Origin of the sequence: Brevundimonas sp. (genome assembly GCF_046295075.1) — a bacterium.
In the GTDB taxonomy this organism is placed as follows: Bacteria; Pseudomonadota; Alphaproteobacteria; order Caulobacterales; family Caulobacteraceae; genus Brevundimonas.
Window position 1 is genome coordinate 208,059 of the sequence record NZ_JBKBOC010000001.1, and the last position, 17,428, is coordinate 225,486.

Annotated in this window: 24 protein-coding genes and 1 other RNA gene; 14 read left to right on the forward strand and 11 right to left on the reverse strand. The window is 66.4% G+C overall.

Annotated features, from left to right (window positions below; all coding sequences use genetic code 11):
• Positions 1-161: 161 nt before the first annotated feature.
• Positions 162-485 (reverse strand): DUF1476 domain-containing protein, encoded by a 324-nt coding sequence (locus tag ACK4MH_RS01085; RefSeq protein ID WP_209308033.1) that lies wholly within the window; start codon positions 483-485, stop codon positions 162-164.
• Between the two features lie 289 nt (positions 486-774).
• On the opposite strand from ACK4MH_RS01085, the gene purC reads away from it, so the two are divergent.
• The 9 genes from purC (at position 775) to purQ (ending at position 6,018) form a co-directional block, all read left to right on the forward strand.
• Positions 775-1,533, forward strand: coding sequence for a phosphoribosylaminoimidazolesuccinocarboxamide synthase (gene purC, locus ACK4MH_RS01090; RefSeq protein WP_135194926.1), 759 nt, complete (start codon positions 775-777; stop codon positions 1,531-1,533).
• Positions 1,533-1,769 carry a phosphoribosylformylglycinamidine synthase subunit PurS gene (purS, locus tag ACK4MH_RS01095; protein WP_409713480.1) on the forward strand — a complete coding sequence of 79 codons (237 nt, stop codon included), beginning with the start codon at positions 1,533-1,535 and terminating at the stop codon, positions 1,767-1,769. The genes purC and purS overlap by 1 nt, the downstream gene beginning before the upstream one ends.
• A 3-nt stretch (positions 1,770-1,772) precedes the next feature.
• Positions 1,773-2,234 carry a hypothetical protein gene (locus ACK4MH_RS01100; protein ID WP_409713483.1) on the forward strand — a complete coding sequence of 154 codons (462 nt, stop codon included), beginning with the start codon at positions 1,773-1,775 and terminating at the stop codon, positions 2,232-2,234.
• Between the two features lie 81 nt (positions 2,235-2,315).
• On the forward strand, positions 2,316-2,576 hold the full coding sequence (locus ACK4MH_RS01105; RefSeq protein WP_409713486.1) for an AbrB/MazE/SpoVT family DNA-binding domain-containing protein: 261 nt from the start codon (positions 2,316-2,318) through the stop codon (positions 2,574-2,576).
• Positions 2,573-2,977, forward strand: a complete 405-nt coding sequence (locus ACK4MH_RS01110) for a type II toxin-antitoxin system VapC family toxin (protein ID WP_409713489.1) — start codon at positions 2,573-2,575, stop codon at positions 2,975-2,977. The genes ACK4MH_RS01105 and ACK4MH_RS01110 overlap by 4 nt, the downstream gene beginning before the upstream one ends.
• A 28-nt stretch (positions 2,978-3,005) precedes the next feature.
• A complete protein-coding gene (locus ACK4MH_RS01115; RefSeq protein ID WP_409713492.1) occupies positions 3,006-3,485 on the forward strand; it encodes a YbhB/YbcL family Raf kinase inhibitor-like protein in 480 nt (159 codons plus the stop codon).
• A 60-nt stretch (positions 3,486-3,545) separates the two neighbouring features.
• The gene (locus ACK4MH_RS01120; RefSeq protein ID WP_409713495.1) at positions 3,546-4,754 is read left to right on the forward strand and encodes an MFS transporter; all 1,209 of its coding nucleotides are present in this window, start codon (positions 3,546-3,548) and stop codon (positions 4,752-4,754) included.
• Between the two features lie 38 nt (positions 4,755-4,792).
• Entirely contained in the window at positions 4,793-5,299 is a 507-nt protein-coding gene (locus ACK4MH_RS01125; RefSeq protein WP_409713498.1) for a hypothetical protein, read from the forward strand.
• A gap of 56 nt (positions 5,300-5,355) precedes the next feature.
• Positions 5,356-6,018 carry a phosphoribosylformylglycinamidine synthase subunit PurQ gene (purQ, locus tag ACK4MH_RS01130; RefSeq protein ID WP_409713501.1) on the forward strand — a complete coding sequence of 221 codons (663 nt, stop codon included), beginning with the start codon at positions 5,356-5,358 and terminating at the stop codon, positions 6,016-6,018.
• A gap of 95 nt (positions 6,019-6,113) precedes the next feature.
• Here the strand turns inward: purQ and ACK4MH_RS01135 are convergent, their stop codons facing one another.
• The 3 genes from ACK4MH_RS01135 to ACK4MH_RS01145 form a co-directional block, all read right to left on the reverse strand.
• On the reverse strand, positions 6,114-6,317 hold the full coding sequence (locus ACK4MH_RS01135; protein ID WP_409713504.1) for a hypothetical protein: 204 nt from the start codon (positions 6,315-6,317) through the stop codon (positions 6,114-6,116).
• A gap of 53 nt (positions 6,318-6,370) precedes the next feature.
• A complete protein-coding gene (locus ACK4MH_RS01140; protein ID WP_409713507.1) occupies positions 6,371-6,691 on the reverse strand; it encodes a hypothetical protein in 321 nt (106 codons plus the stop codon).
• Positions 6,692-6,770: 79 nt separating this feature from the next.
• On the reverse strand, positions 6,771-7,565 hold the full coding sequence (locus ACK4MH_RS01145; protein WP_409713510.1) for a hypothetical protein: 795 nt from the start codon (positions 7,563-7,565) through the stop codon (positions 6,771-6,773).
• Between the two features lie 155 nt (positions 7,566-7,720).
• Here ACK4MH_RS01145 and ACK4MH_RS01150 point away from each other — a divergent pair, with 155 nt between their 5' ends.
• Positions 7,721-8,518: a hypothetical protein gene (locus ACK4MH_RS01150; RefSeq protein WP_409713513.1), complete on the forward strand. Its 798-nt coding sequence runs from the start codon at positions 7,721-7,723 to the stop codon at positions 8,516-8,518.
• Between the two features lie 158 nt (positions 8,519-8,676).
• On the opposite strand, the gene ACK4MH_RS01155 is transcribed toward ACK4MH_RS01150, so the two are convergent.
• Positions 8,677-8,928 carry a Tat pathway signal protein gene (locus tag ACK4MH_RS01155; protein ID WP_409713516.1) on the reverse strand — a complete coding sequence of 84 codons (252 nt, stop codon included), beginning with the start codon at positions 8,926-8,928 and terminating at the stop codon, positions 8,677-8,679.
• Positions 8,925-9,065, reverse strand: a complete 141-nt coding sequence (locus tag ACK4MH_RS01160) for a hypothetical protein (RefSeq protein WP_159849522.1) — start codon at positions 9,063-9,065, stop codon at positions 8,925-8,927. The genes ACK4MH_RS01155 and ACK4MH_RS01160 overlap by 4 nt, the downstream gene beginning before the upstream one ends.
• A gap of 110 nt (positions 9,066-9,175) precedes the next feature.
• Here ACK4MH_RS01160 and purL point away from each other — a divergent pair, with 110 nt between their 5' ends.
• From purL to ACK4MH_RS01180, 4 genes are all read left to right on the forward strand, one after another.
• Positions 9,176-11,404 (forward strand): phosphoribosylformylglycinamidine synthase subunit PurL, encoded by a 2,229-nt coding sequence (gene purL, locus ACK4MH_RS01165; RefSeq protein WP_409713519.1) that lies wholly within the window; start codon positions 9,176-9,178, stop codon positions 11,402-11,404.
• On the forward strand, positions 11,401-11,838 hold the full coding sequence (locus ACK4MH_RS01170) for a DUF305 domain-containing protein (RefSeq protein WP_409713522.1): 438 nt from the start codon (positions 11,401-11,403) through the stop codon (positions 11,836-11,838). Before purL ends, ACK4MH_RS01170 begins: the two co-directional genes overlap by 4 nt.
• A gap of 601 nt (positions 11,839-12,439) precedes the next feature.
• Positions 12,440-13,831 carry a cytochrome P450 gene (locus ACK4MH_RS01175; RefSeq protein ID WP_409713525.1) on the forward strand — a complete coding sequence of 464 codons (1,392 nt, stop codon included), beginning with the start codon at positions 12,440-12,442 and terminating at the stop codon, positions 13,829-13,831.
• 72 nt (positions 13,832-13,903) lie between these two features.
• Positions 13,904-14,980 carry a glycosyltransferase family 4 protein gene (locus ACK4MH_RS01180; protein WP_409713528.1) on the forward strand — a complete coding sequence of 359 codons (1,077 nt, stop codon included), beginning with the start codon at positions 13,904-13,906 and terminating at the stop codon, positions 14,978-14,980.
• 4 nt (positions 14,981-14,984) lie between these two features.
• Here the strand turns inward: ACK4MH_RS01180 and ACK4MH_RS01185 are convergent, their stop codons facing one another.
• The 5 genes from ACK4MH_RS01185 to ssrS all read right to left on the reverse strand — a co-directional run bounded on the left by ACK4MH_RS01185 (position 14,985) and on the right by ssrS (position 17,405).
• Positions 14,985-15,806 carry a YmdB family metallophosphoesterase gene (locus ACK4MH_RS01185; RefSeq protein WP_409713531.1) on the reverse strand — a complete coding sequence of 274 codons (822 nt, stop codon included), beginning with the start codon at positions 15,804-15,806 and terminating at the stop codon, positions 14,985-14,987.
• Positions 15,803-16,225: a type II toxin-antitoxin system VapC family toxin gene (locus ACK4MH_RS01190; protein ID WP_409713534.1), complete on the reverse strand. Its 423-nt coding sequence runs from the start codon at positions 16,223-16,225 to the stop codon at positions 15,803-15,805. The genes ACK4MH_RS01185 and ACK4MH_RS01190 overlap by 4 nt, the downstream gene beginning before the upstream one ends.
• A complete protein-coding gene (gene vapB / locus ACK4MH_RS01195; protein ID WP_221205100.1) occupies positions 16,222-16,455 on the reverse strand; it encodes a type II toxin-antitoxin system VapB family antitoxin in 234 nt (77 codons plus the stop codon). The genes ACK4MH_RS01190 and vapB overlap by 4 nt, the downstream gene beginning before the upstream one ends.
• Before the next feature lie 31 nt (positions 16,456-16,486).
• Entirely contained in the window at positions 16,487-17,044 is a 558-nt protein-coding gene (locus tag ACK4MH_RS01200) for a 5-formyltetrahydrofolate cyclo-ligase (RefSeq protein WP_409713539.1), read from the reverse strand.
• A 198-nt stretch (positions 17,045-17,242) separates the two neighbouring features.
• Positions 17,243-17,405, reverse strand: a non-coding RNA gene (ssrS, locus tag ACK4MH_RS01205) — 6S RNA.
• Between the last annotated feature and the right edge of the window lie 23 nt (positions 17,406-17,428).

Genomic DNA, 17,428 nt, shown 5'->3' on the forward strand with positions numbered 1-17,428 from the left:
CGCCTGAAACCAAATCTCGGCGCTCGTGTTCTTCAAGGGCGCGAGACGCACACTACGCCGGGTGAGACATCCCCCAACGTCCCCGGCGAAAAGAAAGGGCCGCACTTTCCCCCGGGTGCGGCCCTTTCGAATTCTCATGAATCAGCCCGAAGGCCTAAGACTTATTCGCCGGCGCGAATGCCTTCGCGGGCGATCGAGGCCAGTTCGTCGATCTTGGAGCGAATCTCACCTTCCGACACCGACAGGCCCGAGGCCTTGAAGTCGCCGGCGACCTTGCGGAACACGTCCTCGTCGCCCGGCTGCTCGAAATCGGCGCGCACGACGGCGGCGGCGTATTGATCCGCGCTCTCGCTCGACAGGCCCATCTTTTCGGCAGCCCACAGGCCCAGCATCCGGTTGCGCCGGGCGATGGCCTTGAATTCCTGCTCCTGATCGAGGGCGTATTTAGCCTCGAAGGCCTTTTCCCGATCGTCGAAGGTCGTCATTTCGCTCAGCAAAGCTCCGTCCACCCCGCTAACGTCGGGGCAAGCGCCGTCTATAGACCGCCCGTCCATGAACGCAACCTGACTTCAGTCGCGCAGGCGTCCTGTCCCCAACCAATCCGCGCGTCGCCATCCTCATTTGTATCGAGGCCCGCCTTCGGCTAAGGAGACGCCGAACGAGATTGACTGCCCGAACGATTCCGAAACGCGCCGCCAGGACCGGGTCTTCCCCATCCAAAAATGGCCGCGCGATTTTTGTTTCTGGAGGGCGCCCGTAAGCCGGGACCGGACCATGAACAGCAAGCGCAAGAAGATCTACGAAGGCAAGGCCAAGATCCTGTACGAAGGACCCGAGCCCGGCACCCTGATCCAGTATTTCAAGGACGACGCCACTGCGTTCAACGCGCAGAAGAAGGCCGTCCTCGAAGGCAAGGGCGTGGTCAACAACCAGATCAGCGAATTCATCATGTCGCGCCTGAACGGCATCGGTGTGACCAACCACTTCATCAAACGTCTGAACCTTCGCGAGCAGCTGATCCGCGAAGTCGAGATCATTCCGCTGGAAGTCGTCTGCCGCAACATCGTCGCCGGTTCGATGAGCCAGCGCCTGGGCATCGAGGAAGGCACGCCCCTGCCCCGCTCGATCATCGAATTCTACTACAAGAAGGATGAGCTCAACGACCCGATGGTCACCGAAGAGCACATCACCGCCTTCAACTGGGCCTCGACCCAGGAACTCGACGACATGCTGGCCATGACGGTGCGGGTGAACGACTATCTGTCGGGCATGTTCAGCGCGGTCGGCATCACCCTGGTCGACTTCAAGATCGAGTTCGGCCGCGTCTGGGAAAACGACTTCAGCCGCGTGCTGCTGGCCGACGAGATCAGCCCCGACAGCTGCCGCCTGTGGGACACCACAACGGGCGAGAAGCTGGACAAGGATCGCTTCCGCCGCGACCTGGGCAATGTCATCGAAAGCTATACCGAAGTCGCGCGTCGCCTGGGCATTATGAAGGGCATGCCGACGGTGATCCAAGGGGGGCTGCATTAATGGCTAAGGTCAAGGTTCACGTCTTCCTCAAGCCCGGCGTCCTGGACGTTCAGGGCAAGGCCGTCGAAGGCGCCCTGCAGGGTCTGGGCTGGTCGGGCGTGTCTAACGCCCGCGTCGGCAAGCTGATCGAGTTCGACCTCGCCGGCGCCGAAGATCCCCAGGCCGAGGCCAAGAAGATGTGCGAGCAACTGCTCGCCAATACGGTGATCGAAAGCTACCGCATCGAGGTGGCGTAAAACATGAGAGCCGCTCTGATCATCGACGCGGCTCTTATGCTGTTCGGCTGCGAGGAGACCGCCGCACCAGCGCGGGAAATCGGACCTGGATTGGATTGCTCCCGAGGGTTCCAAGCTCTGGTCGCCGATTTGGACAGCAGTCCCGAGCTTGTCGTTTCCCGCTATACACGAGGCTCCAACACCTATCGTGACGACCGACACAACCGGCTGTATGTCGTCACATTGCCAGACAACCCCGCACATCCGGCGGTCTTCGTTCGCGAAGTTTTCCCGACTACAGAAGCCATCATCATCGACTCGAACGGCTGCGGGTTTGGCGACAGAGCCGCATTTGATCTCGAAATGCGGGCCTACGACACGTTTGATCGCCTTCTGAACGCCGAGGAACCCTGCTATCTCTGCTCGTCTGACCGGCTAAGTTCGCCGTCGGTAGATACAAGGCTGCCTCCACCCCCAGAAAGATGATGTCGAGATGGACGGCTGCCGGATACAGCCGGCCTGACACCGACCGTTGAATGTAATGCATGATTGCATTACATTGTCGGCATGACCACGCTGACCGTCACGAGCCGAGGCCAGGTGACCCTCCGCAAGGAGGTGTTGCAGCATCTCGGCATCCAGCCAGGGCAGAAAATGCGCCTGGACCTGCTGCCTGACGGTCGCGCGGAGCTTAGCGCCGAACAGATGAAGGGCTCCTGGTCCGACCTGTCCGGCTTCCTGAAGGGCCGAACGAACGGCGCGCGTCTGTCGATCGAAGAGATCGGCGCCTTGACCGCACAGGCCGGCGCGGATCCTGAGCAAACGTGAACATCACCGCCGACACCAACGTCCTGTTGCGCGCCGTCGTCGGCGATGACGAAGACCAGCAGCATCTGGCGGTCGAGGCGCTGGAGACCGCAGATCGGGTCGCGGTCAGCGTCCAATCCCTTTGCGAGTTCGCCTGGGTTCTGGCGCGGGGTTATCGCGCTTCTCGCGAGGACATCGCCACCGCCATTCGCCGCCTGCTGGACATGCACAACATATCGGTGGATCGCCCCGCCGCAGAGGCCGGTCTTGCTGTGCTGGAAGCGGGCGGCGATTTCGCGGACGGCGTTATCGCCCATGAAGGCCAATGGCTGGGCGGGGAAACCTTCGTCTCGTTCGACGTTCAGGCGGTGCGGCTCTTGGATCGCAACGGCGTGAAAGCGCGTCTCCTGTCCGCCGCCTGATTTCTGCATTGCCGAGAAAGCGCCTCAGATGACCTTCACCCTCACCTCCAACGATATTCAGGACGGCGGCGTGCTGCCGGACGCCCAGGTTCACACCAAGGGCAATCTGTCGCCGCATCTGGCCTGGTCCGGCGCGCCGGAGGGCACTAAGAGCTATGCGATCACCTGCTATGATCCCGACGCGCCGACCGGCTCGGGCTTCTGGCACTGGACCGTCGCCAACATCCCCGCCGATGTGACCGAACTGGAGACTGGCGCCGGATCGTCCGGCGGGCATCTGCCGCACAGCGCCATCCAGGGCCGCACCGACTTCGGCCAGGCCGGTTTCGGCGGCGCCGCCCCGCCGCCCGGCCATGGTCCGCACCGCTACATCTTCACCGTCTTCGCCGTGGACGTGGAAAGCCTGGACGTCACGGCCGACAACTCCGGCGCCGTGTTCGGCTTCAACCTGCACTTCCACACCCTGGCCAAGGCCTCGATCACCGCGACCTACGAAAACAAAGCGTGATCGCTGTCGGGCGGCGTCGCCCTTGTCGTGTCATGAACGCTGATTAGTTTGCAGCGCAGCATGACAGACGCCGCCCTCGACACCGCCCTTCCCGTCCGCTCGCGCGGGGCGGTCGCCCTCGTGCTGATCGCCTTGGCCATGGGCGGCTTCGCCATCGGCGTGACCGAGTTCGCGGCCATGAGCATCCTACCCGACTTCGCCGCCGGCCTGGGCGTCGATGCGCCGACCGCCGGCCACGTCATCAGCGCCTATGCCGCCGGCGTGGTGGTGGGGGCGCCGATCCTGGCGGTGCTGGGGGCGCGGCTGCCGCGCTGGCATCTGCTGATCGGCTTCATGGCCCTGTTCGCCGTCGGCAATGTGCTCAGCGCGCTGGCGCCCACCTATCATTGGATGCTGGTGTTCCGCTTTCTCAGCGGCCTTCCGCACGGGGCCTATTTCGGCGTGGCGGCCCTGGTCGCGGCCTCCATCGTGCCGCTGCATTTCCGCACACGGGCGGTCTCGACCATCCTCATGGGACTGACCGTCGGGACGGTGCTGGGCGTGCCCGTCGTTAACATCATCAGCCATGCCTATGGGTGGCGCTGGACCTTCGCCATCGTGGGCGTGCTGGCCGTGATCACCATGGCCCTGGTCGCCCTGTTCGCCCCCCGCGATCCGGCCCATCCGGACACCAGTCCCTGGCGCGAACTGGGCGCGCTGAAGCGCGGGCAGGTCTGGCTGACCCTGGGCGTCGGCGCCGTCGGTTTCGGCGGCATGTTTGCGGTCTACGCCTATCTGGCCTCGACGCTGCAGGCGGTGACGGGCGTGGGAGCAGAGGTCCTGCCCTGGGTCTTCGCCGTCTTCGGCGTCGGCATGTTCCTCGGCAATATTCTGGGCGCCTGGGCCGCCGACCATGTCGGGTTCAAGGCGGCGGGCGGCCTGTTGCTGTGGAGCGCGGCGGCCCTGGCGCTGTATCCCATGGCGGCGTCGAACCTGTGGGCCGTGATGGGGGTCGTCTTCCTGATCGGTGGAGGCGGTGGCCTGGGCTCGGTGTTGCAGACGCGGCTGATGGATGTCGCCGGCGACGCCCAGACTCTGGCGGCGGCGCTGAACCACTCGGCCTTCAACACCGCCAACGCCATCGGCCCCCTGCTGGGCGGCATGGCCATCGCGGCGGGCTACGGCTGGACCTCGACCGCCTGGGTCGGTGTCGGCCTATCGCTGGGCGGGTTCGCCATCTTCCTGGTCGCCTGGCTGACGGGTCGGTCTCAACGGGTGCGCACGGTCTGAAGACGCGTTAGGCTGGCTCTCCGCTGGGGAGTTGATGGATGCCCAAACCGAACGGCCCGCTGAAAGATGGAGACATTTTGAAGCCCTGGCCCTTTTATCGATGGGCGCCGTTCGGCGTCCTGTCGTTCGGACTTTGGGGCATGCTGGGCTTCGCGCCGGTCATGCTGTTCCTGATCTATCTCAAAGAGGGCGAGGAGGTTACGCGCAGCTTCCAGGGCGAAGGCCTTCGAGTCTGGCTGACTTGCATCGGCGTCTGGCTGGGCCTTCTGGCGATTCAGGTCGGCGCCGGGATGCTGGCGATGCGTCGCAGGATCATCGTCCAACCCGATGGCGTGATCGTCCAGGGCAGTTTCGGGAACCGCCGTCACTACCCAGGCGAAGGCTTGGTCAGCAGCCAGACGGTCTATTCCATCGCGGCCCTGATGCAGGGGGTCATCCATCTCAGATACGCGGATGGGAAGCGCCGAACGCTGGATGGGGCGGGTTTCAGCCAGATCGATCTGGGCCGGATCGCCAACTATCTGGGTCGCAGTCGCAAACCTTGATGCGTGCAGGACGTGACGCCTGACAAGGCGCGAGAAGCCTGCTAAAGGGCCGCGCCATGAGCGCAGCCGTCATCGTCTTCCCCGGTTCCAACTGTGATCGCGACTGCAAGGTCGCCGTCGAACGCTCCACCGGCGAGCCCGTCTCCATGGTGTGGCACGCAGACACCGAACTGCCCTCGGGCCTCGACCTGATCGTCATTCCCGGCGGCTTCTCCTACGGCGACTATCTGCGTTGCGGCGCCATGGCGGCCCAGTCGCCGGTGATGCAGGCCGTCAAGAAGGCGGCGGACGATGGCGTCGCCGTGGTCGGCATCTGCAACGGCTTCCAGATCCTGTGCGAGGCCGGAATGCTGCCGGGCGCACTGCTACGCAACAAGGGTCTGAAATACGTCTGCAAGCCCATCGCCCTGACCGTCGCCAACGGCCAGACCCGCTTCACCGCCGGCTATGAAGGCCAGGCCGAAGTCACGATGACCCAGGGCAACGGCGACGGAAACTTCTTCGCCGACGCCGAGACCCTGGCCCGGATCGAGGGCGAGGGTCAGGTCGTGTTCCGCTACGTCGACAACCCCAACGGCTCGGTCAACGCCATCGCGGGCATCCAGAACGTGCGAGGCAACGTCCTGGGCATGATGCCCCACCCGGACCGCGCCTTCGAGGCCGAGCTGGGTTCGGCCGACGGCGCGACATTGTTCCAGAGCATCTACGCCGCCGCTTGACGGCAACTGCGAGCTGGCGGGCTCAGCGACGACGCCGCTCGCCGGCCGCATGATCCGCTTCGCCGTCAACTTCCAGATGAACTCTGAAGCCGGTGTCAGATGTCCTTAATCTGAGACCGACCGTCGGACAGGTCGGCGGCCGCGTCGTCTTCGACTTCTTCGCCGTCGAAGGCCTTTTCACCAGCCTCGCGCTGGGCGGCCAGTTCGCGCGCGCCGACGCCCAGGCCCTGTTCGATGGCGTGATTGGCCTCGACTTCGTCGGTTTCGAAGGCGGGGGTGTTGTCTGAGGTGTCGGTCATGGTCGTGTCTCCTGTTCGCAGACTCAACCGATCGTCGCCCGGCGCGGTTCCGTCTATTCGCGCAGTAGGGGCGTCAGGCTGGCGCGCGACAGGGGGGTGAACACATAGCTGCGCGTGCCGGCATAGACGGTCACCTCATGCGACTTGGGTCGCTGCATCAGAGCCGGATCCTCGAAACCGACCGTGCGGCCGGACGCGATGTCCTTGGCCGTCATGCTCAATGCCGCCGGCCGTCCCCCCGCCGATGGCAGGGCGCGCAGGAAGACGCCCACAGCGTTGGCCTGTTCTTCAGGGCTGGAGGCGGCCTGGACACGCGCCCAGGCGTCCTGGGCTGCCTGAGTGTCGGCGCGGGCCTCGGGTGCGGGTTCGTTCATGGTCTGGCTCCCGGCGGGCGCACCGCATGCGGCGACAAACAGGGCGGCGAGTCCCCCTGTCATTCTGGCCCAGGTCATATCAGCGAAGCGCCTGCGAGACCCAGTCGGAGAAGTTCTGGAGGTGGCGGCTTTCAACGGTGGACCCCGCGTTCATGATGCTGTCGAGATCATCGACATGGGCGCCGCCAGTATACTCGTCCTCCAGCCCTAGCATATGGCCGAATTCATGCGCGGCGCCAGACTGGATAATGCCGTCGCCGGCGCCCTTGTTCACCCCGATCACGTCGTTGCTGTCCAGCGAGGCGGAGTTGGTGCTGGGGCTCATATAGCTTCGCACGAACTGGCCGGGCGCGGCGCGGACGACGTCGATGTTCCAGTTCTCGCCGGTCATGGTCTCGCGGGTGTCCAGCTTGATGTCCAGCTTGACCGCGCCGCCGTCGGGCGCAGTGCGGATGGCGCGGCCGTCCCAAACCTCTTCAACCGACTTCTGATAGTCGGCCATGAAGGCCTGCTTCTCCTGCTCCGTCCATTGCAGCGCGTTGCCGGCAGGATCCGTGCCCTGATTGAAGTTGAAGTCCACACCCATGTGGACCTCCAGCGTGTAGTCGCCGCTTGGCTCGCGATAGAGCTGAAGGTCATAGGCGTCCTTGACGCCCAGAGGATCGGCCGTAATCGCATTGTCCGACTGGACCAGCTTTCGCTCGGCCGCCTGCGGCGCAGACCCGGCGCCTTCGTCGCCGATGCCCAGCTTCTCAAGCACCGACTGGATGGCCTGTTTCAGTTCGGAGAACAGGTCGCCGATATTGTTGGTGTCGGGCGAAGAGCCCAGAAAAACGGCGCTGGTTGCGGCGGTTGCGGATGCGGCGAAGCTCATGGCGAGGGTTCCATCGTTCGTGACGACGTCATCCTATTGGTGAACCGACTTGCTTTTCTGCTGGGGATTTCCCTAGGCCCTTGTACAGGTCGCCATGAACCATATGCCGCATTCGGGCGTAGTGACGGTCAAGCTGTTCACGCACTGGAATCCGAATGTCCTCCATCATCCGCCCCACACCTCGCCAGCGCACCCGGCGTCTGGTCGTCCTGGCCGCCGCCCTCTTCGCCATCGTCGTGCCCCTGGTTCAGAACCTGGCCGGGCTGGGCCTGACCCAGGCCGAGTTCGCCGCCGACGGCAACAGCACCCTGCGCGTCGCCGGCTACGCCTTCTCGATCTGGGGTCTGATCTATGTCGGCATCCTGGCCTATGCGATCCGCCAAGCCCTGCCTCAGACCGGCGAGAGCCCGTTGCTCAACCGGATGGGCCTGCCGTCCGCCGTCGCCTTCTTCGGCATCGGCTTCTGGATCATCGTGGCGGCCATGAACCTGAAGGCCGCCAGCGTGGGGGTGATCTTCGCCTCGCTGATCGCCCTGCTGCTGCCGCTGCTGGCGGTGTCGGGCCATATCCGCGCGCTGCGGCTGATGGACCGCGAGCGCATCCTGCTGGTCTGGCCGCTCGCCGCCCTCGCGGGTTGGCTGACGGTCGCCGCGCCGCTGAACCTGATAACGACGGTGACCGCGTTCGACGCCCTGCCTGACGCTCTCTCGCCCAGCCTGTGGGCCATCGTCGCCATCGTGGCGGTCGTGGTCGTCGCCCTAGCGGTGACGGCGGTTCTGCGGACGATGGCCTATCCGCTGCCGACGGCCTGGGGCCTGCTGGGCGCCTTCGTCGCCGAACAGGCGGACAAGCCGGCCGTCGCTTTCACGGCCCTGGCCGGGGCCATCGTCCTGCTGGTCGGCGGGCTGCTGCTGACCTTCCGCCTGCGACCGGGGATTGAGCGGGCCCGGTAAGCCTCGAACCTTTACTCCCCGCTCATCCCGGCGAAAGCCGGGACCCAGTTCTTTCGCGTCTGCCAGTGCATCGGATGACCGCCGAACATTGATCTCACGCAGCTCGCGCCCAAAGAACTGGGTCCCGGCTTTCGCCGGGATGAGCGGAAAAAGATTGATCAGGGTTTAGTCGTATCGGTAACGGCGTCGTCCTGAGGGTCGTGATCGTCGGCGCCGACGTCGAAGGCGCCGCTTTCATCGAAACCGACGCTGCCGACCCCGACCGCCGAGCCCGTCAAGCGCTGACGACGGCTGGCCATCGCGGCCTCCGGCGCCGCCGCGTCCATTTCGGCGGTCGTTTCGGGATCGTTCGAACGATCCATCTGCTGACCCGAAGCCGGCGTGATGCGGTCGGTGTGGGGCTTGCTCATGCCGGGTCCTCCTCGGTGTCGTCGGCCTGTTTCTGGGCCTTTTCAGCCAGGGCGGAGGCGCCGGCGTCGTCTGCGGCGATCTCGGGCAGGTCGTCGTCTTCGGGGGTTGCGGCGGGGTCGATAGGGGTGTCGGTCATGGCGGCTCCTGTGGCTGTCGTCGGAATCAACCGTTCCCGGTGTTCGATGTTCCCCGATCTTGCGCCGGGCGGGCTGACATTTGGCCCATCTGCGGCTAGAAGCGCCGCCCATGAGCGCTCCTGAAAAGACCCCCGTCAAAACGATGGCCGAACTGGCCGCCGAATACGGCTTGGCCCCGAGTGAATATCAGGTCGTCCTCGACCGGCTGGGCCGAGAGCCCAACCATGTCGAACTGGGCGTCTTCTCGGTCATGTGGTCCGAGCACTGCTCGTACAAATCTTCCAAGATCCACCTGGGCAAGTTCCCGACCACCGGCGACCGCGTCATCTGCGGCCCGGGCGAGAACGCCGGGGTGATCGACATCGACGACGGCGACGCCTGCATCTTCAAGATGGAGAGCCACAACCACCCCTCCTACATCGAACCCTATCAGGGCGCGGCGACGGGCGTGGGCGGCATCATGCGCGACGTCTTCACCATGGGCGCGCGCCCGGTGGCCCTGCTGAACGCCCTGCGCTTCGGCGACCCCAGTCACGAGAAGACCAAACGCCTGGTCAAGGGCGTCGTCTCGGGCATCGGCGGCTACGGCAACTGCGTCGGCGTGCCGACCGTGGCGGGCGAGACCAACTTCCACGCCGGCTACAACGGCAACATCCTGGTCAACGCCATGTGCGTCGGCCTGGCCAAGTCGGACAGCATCTTCTATTCGGCCGCGCCTTCGGCCGGCCTGTCGGTCGTCTATTTCGGTTCCAAGACCGGCCGCGACGGCATCCACGGCGCGACCATGTCCTCGGCCGAGTTCGACGACGAGTCGGAATCGAAACGCCCCACCGTCCAGGTCGGGGACCCCTTCGCCGAGAAGCTGCTGATCGAGGCGACCCTCGAACTGATGGCCTCGGGCGCCGTCGCCGCGATCCAGGACATGGGCGCGGCGGGCCTGACCTCCTCCTCGGTCGAGATGGCCGGCAAGGGCGGCGTCGGCATCGAGCTGAACATGGACGCCGTGCCCCAACGCGAAGAGGGCATGACCGCCTATGAGATGATGCTGTCGGAAAGCCAGGAGCGGATGCTGGCGGTCCTGAAGCCCGGCCGCGAGGCCGACGGCGAACGCATCTTCAAGAAATGGGGCCTGGACGCCGCCACCATCGGCGTCACCACCGACACCGGCCGTCTGGTGCTGAAGCATCACGGCGAGACCGTCTGCGACGTGCCCCTGGCGCCCCTGTTCGACGACGCGCCCCTGTACGACCGCCCCTGGGTCCAGCCCGAACTGCACCCCCGCCTGAACCCCGCCGACATCCCCGCGCCCGAGAACTGGGCCGATGCGGTGATGAAGGTGATCGCCTGCCCCGACATGGCGTCCAAGCGCTGGATCTGGGAACAGTACGACCGTCACGTCATGGCCGACACGCTCCAGGACTCGGCCACCGGCGCCGACGCCGGCGTGGTTCGCGTCCACGGCACGGACAAGGGTCTGGCCGTGACCAGCGACTGCACCCCCCGCTACGTCCAGAACGACCCCTATGAGGGCGGCAAACAGGCGGTGGCCGAGGCCTGGCGCAACCTGACCGCCGTCGGCTCGCGCCCCATCGCCATCACCGACAATCTGAACTTCGGCAACCCGCAGCGCCCCGAGATCATGGGCCAGATCGTCCGCGCCATCGACGGCATGGCCGAGGCCTGCCGCGAACTGTCCTTCCCCGTCGTGTCCGGCAATGTGTCGCTCTATAACGAGACCAACGGCGTCGCCATTCCGCCCACCCCGACCGTCGGCGCCGTGGGCCTGCTGCCCAACTATGACGTGGTCACCAACTTCTCGACCATGGCGGCGGGCGATGCTCTGGTCCTGATCGGCCAGACCGTCGGCGAACTGGGGGCCTCCATCTATCTGCGCGAGGTCCTGGGCCGCGAGGACGGCGCTCCACCGCCCGTCGATCTGAAGCTGGAAAAGAAGACCGGCGACTTCGTGCGCGACCTGATCGAGGCCGGCGACCTGACCGTGGTCCACGACCTCAGCGACGGCGGCCTGATCGGCGCCGCCGCCGACCTGGTCCTGGCCTCCGACGTCGGCGTGACCCTGGACGCCTCCAGCGCGACCCACGCCCACATCTTCCTGTTCGGAGAGGACCAGGCCCGTTACTTGGTCGCCGTCCCCGACGCCGACGCCCTGATCGCCAAGGCCCAGGCCGCCGGCCTGCACGCCTCGGTCGTCGGCCACGCCGGCGGCGACGCCTTCGCCTCTCGCGGCGACAAGGGCGAACTGTTCAGCATCCCCGTCGCCCATCTGCGCGAATGGCACGAAGGCTGGATGCCGGGCTGGCTGGGCGACGCGGCATGATCCGCGTCCTCGCACCCCTCGCTCTGCTCGGTCTGCTGGCCGCCTGCGACGGCGGCGGCGACCCGGTGGAGCAGGCGCTGCGCGACACATCGGCCGCCAACCATGCGGCGGCGACCCGCACCACGGCCGAGACCCAGGCCGCCGGCCACACCGGTCACGGCAAGGCCGGCCCTACACCCGGCGATCAGGCCTTCGCCGCGTCCGAAGCCGAGATGCACGAGAAGATGGTCGCCGCATCCGGCCAGACCGTCGATCAGGCCTATGTCGCCAAGATGATCGCCCACCACGAAGGCGCCGTCGCAATGGCGCAAGTCGCCTTGCGCGACAGCCGCGACGCCGAAATCCGCCGCATGGCCCAAAGCGTCGTCGATGCCCAGACGCGCGAGATCGCCGAAATGAAGGCCTGGGCGCTGACCACTGCTCCGGCGAACTGAGGATGAGCAAGGGACCCTATCTCGGCGGTGGAAAACGGGCGGGTCCCTCCAAGGCCAAGGCGACGCTCACTGGACGCTCTCGGGCGCAGAAGCCGGAGCGGCCTGCCGGACGCCCGCAATCCAAGCCGTCACAGATCACGAGAGACGAGCTGAAGCATTTCGCCTTTCGCGACCGCTCCAAGGAGGCGTTCCTAGATGAGCTCGACCCTCTGCTCCGCGCCTGTTTCAAGGGCGGCTTCACTCGGCCCAACGAGGTCGCCGGCCTGCTGAACAAGACGGGGAAGACAACCGCCTGCGGCCAGCCGTGGACGCCTCACCTTGTCTGGGGTCTTCAACGCTTTCTGTTCGAGCGACGCGAAAAGAAGAGAGCCTCTCAAACGGCTCCCGCGGCGCCGACGGCCCCGGTTTCGAAGCCCGCCGCCTCAAGCCAGCGCGGGAAGGATTTGGCCGCTGAAGACATGGCGCGGTTGCTCGGCGTCATCGCCAGGGCGCGGCCGTCGCGTTGACGTCGCATTGATCCTGCATGAACGCATGCACCAGATCGCGCGTATAAGGGATGATGCGCCCGGCTGAACCGGCGATCTTCTTAAGGGACGGTCCTATGGACGCGACGACCGCCGACACCATCTTCCGCCCCGCCATACCGCCTCGACGGACGGGCAAGCCCCTGTCGCTGCTGCCCTTCCTGTGGATCAGCTGGCGCGACCCGATCCAGATGTGGTCCGAGCGGCACTTCACCGAGCCGCAGTTGCACGGGAACTCGGCCTTCGGCGAAATCCTGGTCGTCAGCCACCCCGAAGGCGTCCGCTACGTCCTGACCGAAAACGCCGCCAACTACGAAAAGGGCGATCTGCAACGCCGGGTGCTGGGCCCCATGCTGGCCGAAGGCCTGCTGCTGACCGAGGGCGACACCTGGCGCCGCGCCCGCCGCATCCTGGCTCCGCTCTTCACCCCCGCCAAGATGGCGACGCTGAACGCCCGCATGGCCGAGGTCTGCCAGGCCCGCGTCGCCGGCTGGTCCCTGTCGGCGCGCGGGCGGGTGCTGGATATCGACAGCGAAATGTCCGGCCTGACCTTCGACATCCTGTCCGCCACCATGTTCTCCGACGAACTGGGCGGCGAGGCGCGCGGGTTCGAGCGCGCCCTGAACCAGTTCCTGGCCAATGGCGCCCGCATCGATCCGCTGGACGTCCTGGGCGCGCCGGACTGGGCCCCGCGCCTGGGCCGTCTGGCCAGTTTCCGCTCGGCCCGCTTCTTCGAACAGCGCGTCACCACCCTGGTCGAGGCCCGCCGCGCCCGGATTGAGGCCGACGCCGACGCCCCCGACGACCTGCTCAGCGCCCTGTTGCTGGCCCGCGACGAGAACGGCGGACCCGGCTTGAGCGACGAAGAGGTCGCCGCCAATATCCTGACCTTCATCCTGGCGGGGCACGAGACCACCGCCCGCGCCCTGGGCTGGACCCTGCACCTGCTGTCGCGCCAGCCCGAATACCTGGCCCGGCTCCAAGCCGAGGCCGACGCCTTCGACGTCTCCGATCCCAAATGGGCCGACGCCCTGCCCTGGACCCGCGCCGTGCTGGACGAGACCATGCGCCTGTTCCCGCCCGCCCCGACCATGGCGCGCAAGGCCCTGGCCGACGACGAGATCGGCGGTCAGACGATCAAGGCCGGCGCCACCGTCATCATCTCGCCGTGGATCCTGCAACGCCACAGCCTGCTGTGGGACGACCCCGATGCCTTCAAGCCGGAACGTTTCCTGCCGCAGAACCGCAAGTCCATCGACCGCTACGCCTACATCCCCTTCAGCGCCGGCCCCCGCGTCTGCATCGGCGCCGCCTTCGCCGTCCAGGAGGCGATGATCGCCCTGGCCGCCATCCTGCGCGCCGCCGAGGTCGAGGCCCTGACGACCGTCGAGCCCCGCCCGGTCCACCAGATCACCCTGCGCAGCCGCGAACCCATGCGTCTGCGGCTGAGGGCGCGGCGCAAGGGCTGACCCGACCGAACCGTCGCCGTTCCGCCATGAACCGTCTATAGGTCGCGCAGCCTCTCCCATCGGAACTCGCCCTTGCGCACCGCCGTCCTGCTTCCTCCGGGTTGTCTCTTTTCAGAAGCCCAGCCGAACTCGATGGAGACCGTCGTGCGGACGATGGCGGGCGTCGATCAGGATGGGGAGACCCGCATCTTCTGCTGCAGCGGCGCGGACGATCACAATCTTCCCGGCGTGGACGCCCTGCCCCCCGGACGCATCCGCATGCCGACCTTGATCGAGCGGCTGCGGGCCTTTCGACCCGACGTGATCGAGCATCATCAGCAGGTGAAACAGGCGATGACGGTGCAGCAAGCCCTGCCCGATACGCCTCACCTGCTCTATCGCCACAACGCCCTGCGCCCGCCGCGCCACCCCATCGACCGCTGGCGCTACCGGGCGCGTTACGAGAGGCTGGACGGCCTGGTCTTCGTCAGCATCGCCGAGCGCGACGCCTTCGTGCGGACCTTCCCCGATCTGGACGACCGGGCGTTCGCGGTGCCCAATCCCATCGACGCCGGCGCCTGGCTGGCCTCGCCCGAGGATCGACAGCCGGTCATCGCCTTCGCCGGGCGCGCCATGGCGGAGAAGGGCGTCGATGTCCTGTGCGCCGCCCTGCCCGCCGTTCTGGACGCTCACCCCGAATGGCGCGCCGTATTGATGCTGAACGACTGGGACGATCACGCCCGCTGGGCGGCCCGGCACGTCGCGCCGCTGGAACCCTATGGCGACCGGGTCGAGGTGCTGAAGTCGGCGCCCCTGGCCGAGGTCCGGCGACGGATGCAGTCGGCGGCCATCGCCCTGACGCCGTCCGTCTGGGACGAGCCGTTCGGCCTGACGGCGATCGAGGCCCATGCGGCCGGGGCGGCCCTGATCTCTTCCGGGCGCGGCGGCCTGCGCGAGGCCAGCGGGCCGCACGCCCTCTATGTGGATGCGGTGACGCCCCGGACGCTGGCGACGGCGATGGAACGGCTGATCGCGGCGCCCGACGAACGGTTGGCCCTGGCGCGCGGGGGCCAGGCCTATGTGCTGGCGACACATACGCCCCAGCGGCGCGCGGCCGATCTTCAGGCCGTTCGCCGGACCCTGATCGAACACCGCCGCACCGCCGCCTGACCCCTCAGAGAACCGGCACGGCCTGAGACAGACGCCCGCCGACGCGGATCGGCTCGACCCGCGTCGCCAGCCCCGTCCTGTCGTCCGTCTCCACGAACACGCCGCACACCGTCGCCGGACCCGACGCCGGCATATAGCGACCGCCCGAGATGCGGGTGGTGAAGCGACGCAGCGGCTCTTCCTTCTCGTTGCCGATGACGCTGTCATAGTCGCAGCAACCGCCGGCGTCGGTCTGATAGGCCGTGCCGCCGGGCAGGATCTGGCAGTCCGCTGTCGGGACATGGGTGTGGGTGCCGACCACCAGCGAGGCGCGCCCGTCGCAGAAATGGCCCATGGCCATCTTCTCCGACGTGACCTCTGCATGCATGTCGACGATGACGGCGTCGGCCACGGCGCCCAGGGGGGCGGCGGCCAGCTCGCGCTCCACGGCACCGAAAGGATCGTCCATCGGGTCCATATGCACCCGGCCCAGCACGTTCATCACCAGGACAGTGCGCCCTGAATGGGTCTCGAACAGATTGGCCCCCGCGCCCGGTGCATCCATCAGACGCGGATAGTTGGCCGGCCGGATCAGGCGCGGCTCGCGCACGATATAGGTCAGGGCCTCACGCTGGTCCCATGAGTGATTGCCCAGGGTCAGGCAGTCGGCGCCCGCCATGAACAGTTCGCGCGCCGTATTCTCGGTGATGCCGAAACCGCCCGCCGCGTTCTCGGCGTTGATCACCACGAAGTCGAGCTTCAGATCGCGCTTCAAGCCCGGAAGATGGTCGCTGATCCCGTCACGACCGGACTTGCCGATGACGTCGCCGAAAAATGCCAGTCTCATTCGTGAAAGCCTTTTGCACGATCCGACCAGTCCTCGACCCTCAGGCCAGCGACACATTCGAACTCGCCAGTGTTGCGGGTGACGACGGTCAACCCCCGACTGCGGGCATGACCCGCAATCTGATAATCATAAGGTCCGATGGGGCGTCCCTGACGCTCCAGATCGGCGCGGATGGCCGCTGTATGCCGCGCTGCGTCTTCGTCAAAGGCCAGAATGTCCAGACGGGCCAGAAACGCTTCGAGCCGTTTGGTGCGCCGCGAATCCGCCAGCTTGTTCGGACCGACCGCCAGTTCCATGACGACCACCGTCGACACATGCAGAGGCTCGTGTTCGGTTCTCAGACGCGCGCTCAACGCGGCGCTGCGTCCCCGCAGGATGTCGATACAAATGCTGGTGTCCAGCATATAGCCGGTGCTCACCAGTCCTCCCGTTTCTGCATCTCGGGCTGATCGCGATCCGGCCAATCCGAAATGCCGGGCTGATCAAGAAAGTCGTCCCACAGGGCGTCCACCGGCACCAGGCGCAGGCTCTTGCCTTCCTTGATGACGCGAAGCTCCTTCACGTCATCGGGAAAGGCGACAGCCTTGGGCAGTCGCACGGCCTGCGAGCGATTGGACTTGAAGACTGTGGCTTTCAGCGGGGCGCTCATGGCGTCGATATCGGCTCGCTGGACGTATATGTCAATGGGATATGCCAAAACCCGTATATCCGGCCTCGGTCAAAATCCCATGCAGTCGGATGTCATGCGGTTCCAGCTCCAGCCGCTCGACCTTCTGGCCGACGTAGGCGAAGCCGATGCGGGTGACATCCGGGCGCGCGGCGAAGGTGCGGTCGTAGTAGCCGCCGCCCTGCCCCAGACGCCCGCCCCGATCGTCATACGCCAGCAGGGGCGTCAGGATCAGGTCGGGCGTGACGACCTGCGCCAGCGGCAGGGGGGCGGGGCATCCGGCGGCGTCCAGTTCCAGCGGCTCGCCCGGCGACCAGGCCCGAAACTCCATGGGCGCGTCGCGCTGTACCACGACCGGCAGACACAGCCGGCGGCCTGCGGCCTCCAGCGCCACGGCCAGAGCATCGGCATCCAGTTCGGACCCCATGGCGCGATACAGGGCCAAGATCTCGGCGGGAGGCAGGGCGTCCGCATGATCCGCCGCGCGTGAGGCCGCCAGAGGATCAGCCTCGGCCAGCCGCTTGCGAAGCGCCCGCGCGGCGGACCGCAGCTCATGCTTGTCCTGAATCATTCGGCCACCTCTATCAACGCCCCGAGCCTAGCGAGCCAAAGCGACGCCCACGCAACAGCAAAACGCGCTGAAGCTGCGAGCGATGGCGCACAAACGTGCTCAAGCAGCGAGCCGCCGCGCGGCGAGCGGTTGCACACAAAGCGCGCTCAAGCAGGGAGCGACCGCGTCGCGAGCGATAGCGCAAAAAGAGAGAAGGTTGGCGGCGCCGCAAGAACCGTGAAGGGCGTTTAAATCCTCTCGAACCTGGGTAGCCAGGTGGGCTCCATATGCCCAGGCCCTCGAGCCCGGACAGGGACAGATCCCTTTGAGTGAATTAAGGTCGCGAGGAAATGTATGCCTTCGACGTGGGCCGCAGCAAGACCCGCCGTCGAGCAAGATAGGCGT

What these genes read in the sequence shown, in the direction of transcription:
- ACK4MH_RS01125 (WP_409713498.1), top strand. Translation starts at nt 4,793, where the DNA reads ATGCCCAAACCGAACGGCCCGCTGAAAGATGGAGACATTTTGAAGCCC.
- ACK4MH_RS01085 (WP_209308033.1), bottom strand. Translation starts at nt 485, where the DNA reads ATGACGACCTTCGACGATCGGGAAAAGGCCTTCGAGGCTAAATACGCC.
- ACK4MH_RS01185 (WP_409713531.1), bottom strand. Translation starts at nt 15,806, where the DNA reads ATGAGACTGGCATTTTTCGGCGACGTCATCGGCAAGTCCGGTCGTGAC.
- ACK4MH_RS01150 (WP_409713513.1), top strand. Translation starts at nt 7,721, where the DNA reads ATGTCCTCCATCATCCGCCCCACACCTCGCCAGCGCACCCGGCGTCTG.
- ACK4MH_RS01170 (WP_409713522.1), top strand. Translation starts at nt 11,401, where the DNA reads ATGATCCGCGTCCTCGCACCCCTCGCTCTGCTCGGTCTGCTGGCCGCC.
- ACK4MH_RS01120 (WP_409713495.1), top strand. Translation starts at nt 3,546, where the DNA reads ATGACAGACGCCGCCCTCGACACCGCCCTTCCCGTCCGCTCGCGCGGG.
- ACK4MH_RS01115 (WP_409713492.1), top strand. Translation starts at nt 3,006, where the DNA reads ATGACCTTCACCCTCACCTCCAACGATATTCAGGACGGCGGCGTGCTG.
- ACK4MH_RS01135 (WP_409713504.1), bottom strand. Translation starts at nt 6,317, where the DNA reads ATGACCGACACCTCAGACAACACCCCCGCCTTCGAAACCGACGAAGTC.
- purL (WP_409713519.1), top strand. Translation starts at nt 9,176, where the DNA reads ATGAGCGCTCCTGAAAAGACCCCCGTCAAAACGATGGCCGAACTGGCC.
- ACK4MH_RS01200 (WP_409713539.1), bottom strand. Translation starts at nt 17,044, where the DNA reads ATGATTCAGGACAAGCATGAGCTGCGGTCCGCCGCGCGGGCGCTTCGC.
- ACK4MH_RS01105 (WP_409713486.1), top strand. Translation starts at nt 2,316, where the DNA reads ATGACCACGCTGACCGTCACGAGCCGAGGCCAGGTGACCCTCCGCAAG.
- ACK4MH_RS01160 (WP_159849522.1), bottom strand. Translation starts at nt 9,065, where the DNA reads ATGACCGACACCCCTATCGACCCCGCCGCAACCCCCGAAGACGACGAC.
- ACK4MH_RS01100 (WP_409713483.1), top strand. Translation starts at nt 1,773, where the DNA reads ATGAGAGCCGCTCTGATCATCGACGCGGCTCTTATGCTGTTCGGCTGC.
- purC (WP_135194926.1), top strand. Translation starts at nt 775, where the DNA reads ATGAACAGCAAGCGCAAGAAGATCTACGAAGGCAAGGCCAAGATCCTG.
- ACK4MH_RS01175 (WP_409713525.1), top strand. Translation starts at nt 12,440, where the DNA reads ATGGACGCGACGACCGCCGACACCATCTTCCGCCCCGCCATACCGCCT.
- ACK4MH_RS01155 (WP_409713516.1), bottom strand. Translation starts at nt 8,928, where the DNA reads ATGAGCAAGCCCCACACCGACCGCATCACGCCGGCTTCGGGTCAGCAG.
- vapB (WP_221205100.1), bottom strand. Translation starts at nt 16,455, where the DNA reads ATGAGCGCCCCGCTGAAAGCCACAGTCTTCAAGTCCAATCGCTCGCAG.
- purS (WP_409713480.1), top strand. Translation starts at nt 1,533, where the DNA reads ATGGCTAAGGTCAAGGTTCACGTCTTCCTCAAGCCCGGCGTCCTGGAC.
- ACK4MH_RS01140 (WP_409713507.1), bottom strand. Translation starts at nt 6,691, where the DNA reads ATGAACGAACCCGCACCCGAGGCCCGCGCCGACACTCAGGCAGCCCAG.
- ACK4MH_RS01145 (WP_409713510.1), bottom strand. Translation starts at nt 7,565, where the DNA reads ATGAGCTTCGCCGCATCCGCAACCGCCGCAACCAGCGCCGTTTTTCTG.
- purQ (WP_409713501.1), top strand. Translation starts at nt 5,356, where the DNA reads ATGAGCGCAGCCGTCATCGTCTTCCCCGGTTCCAACTGTGATCGCGAC.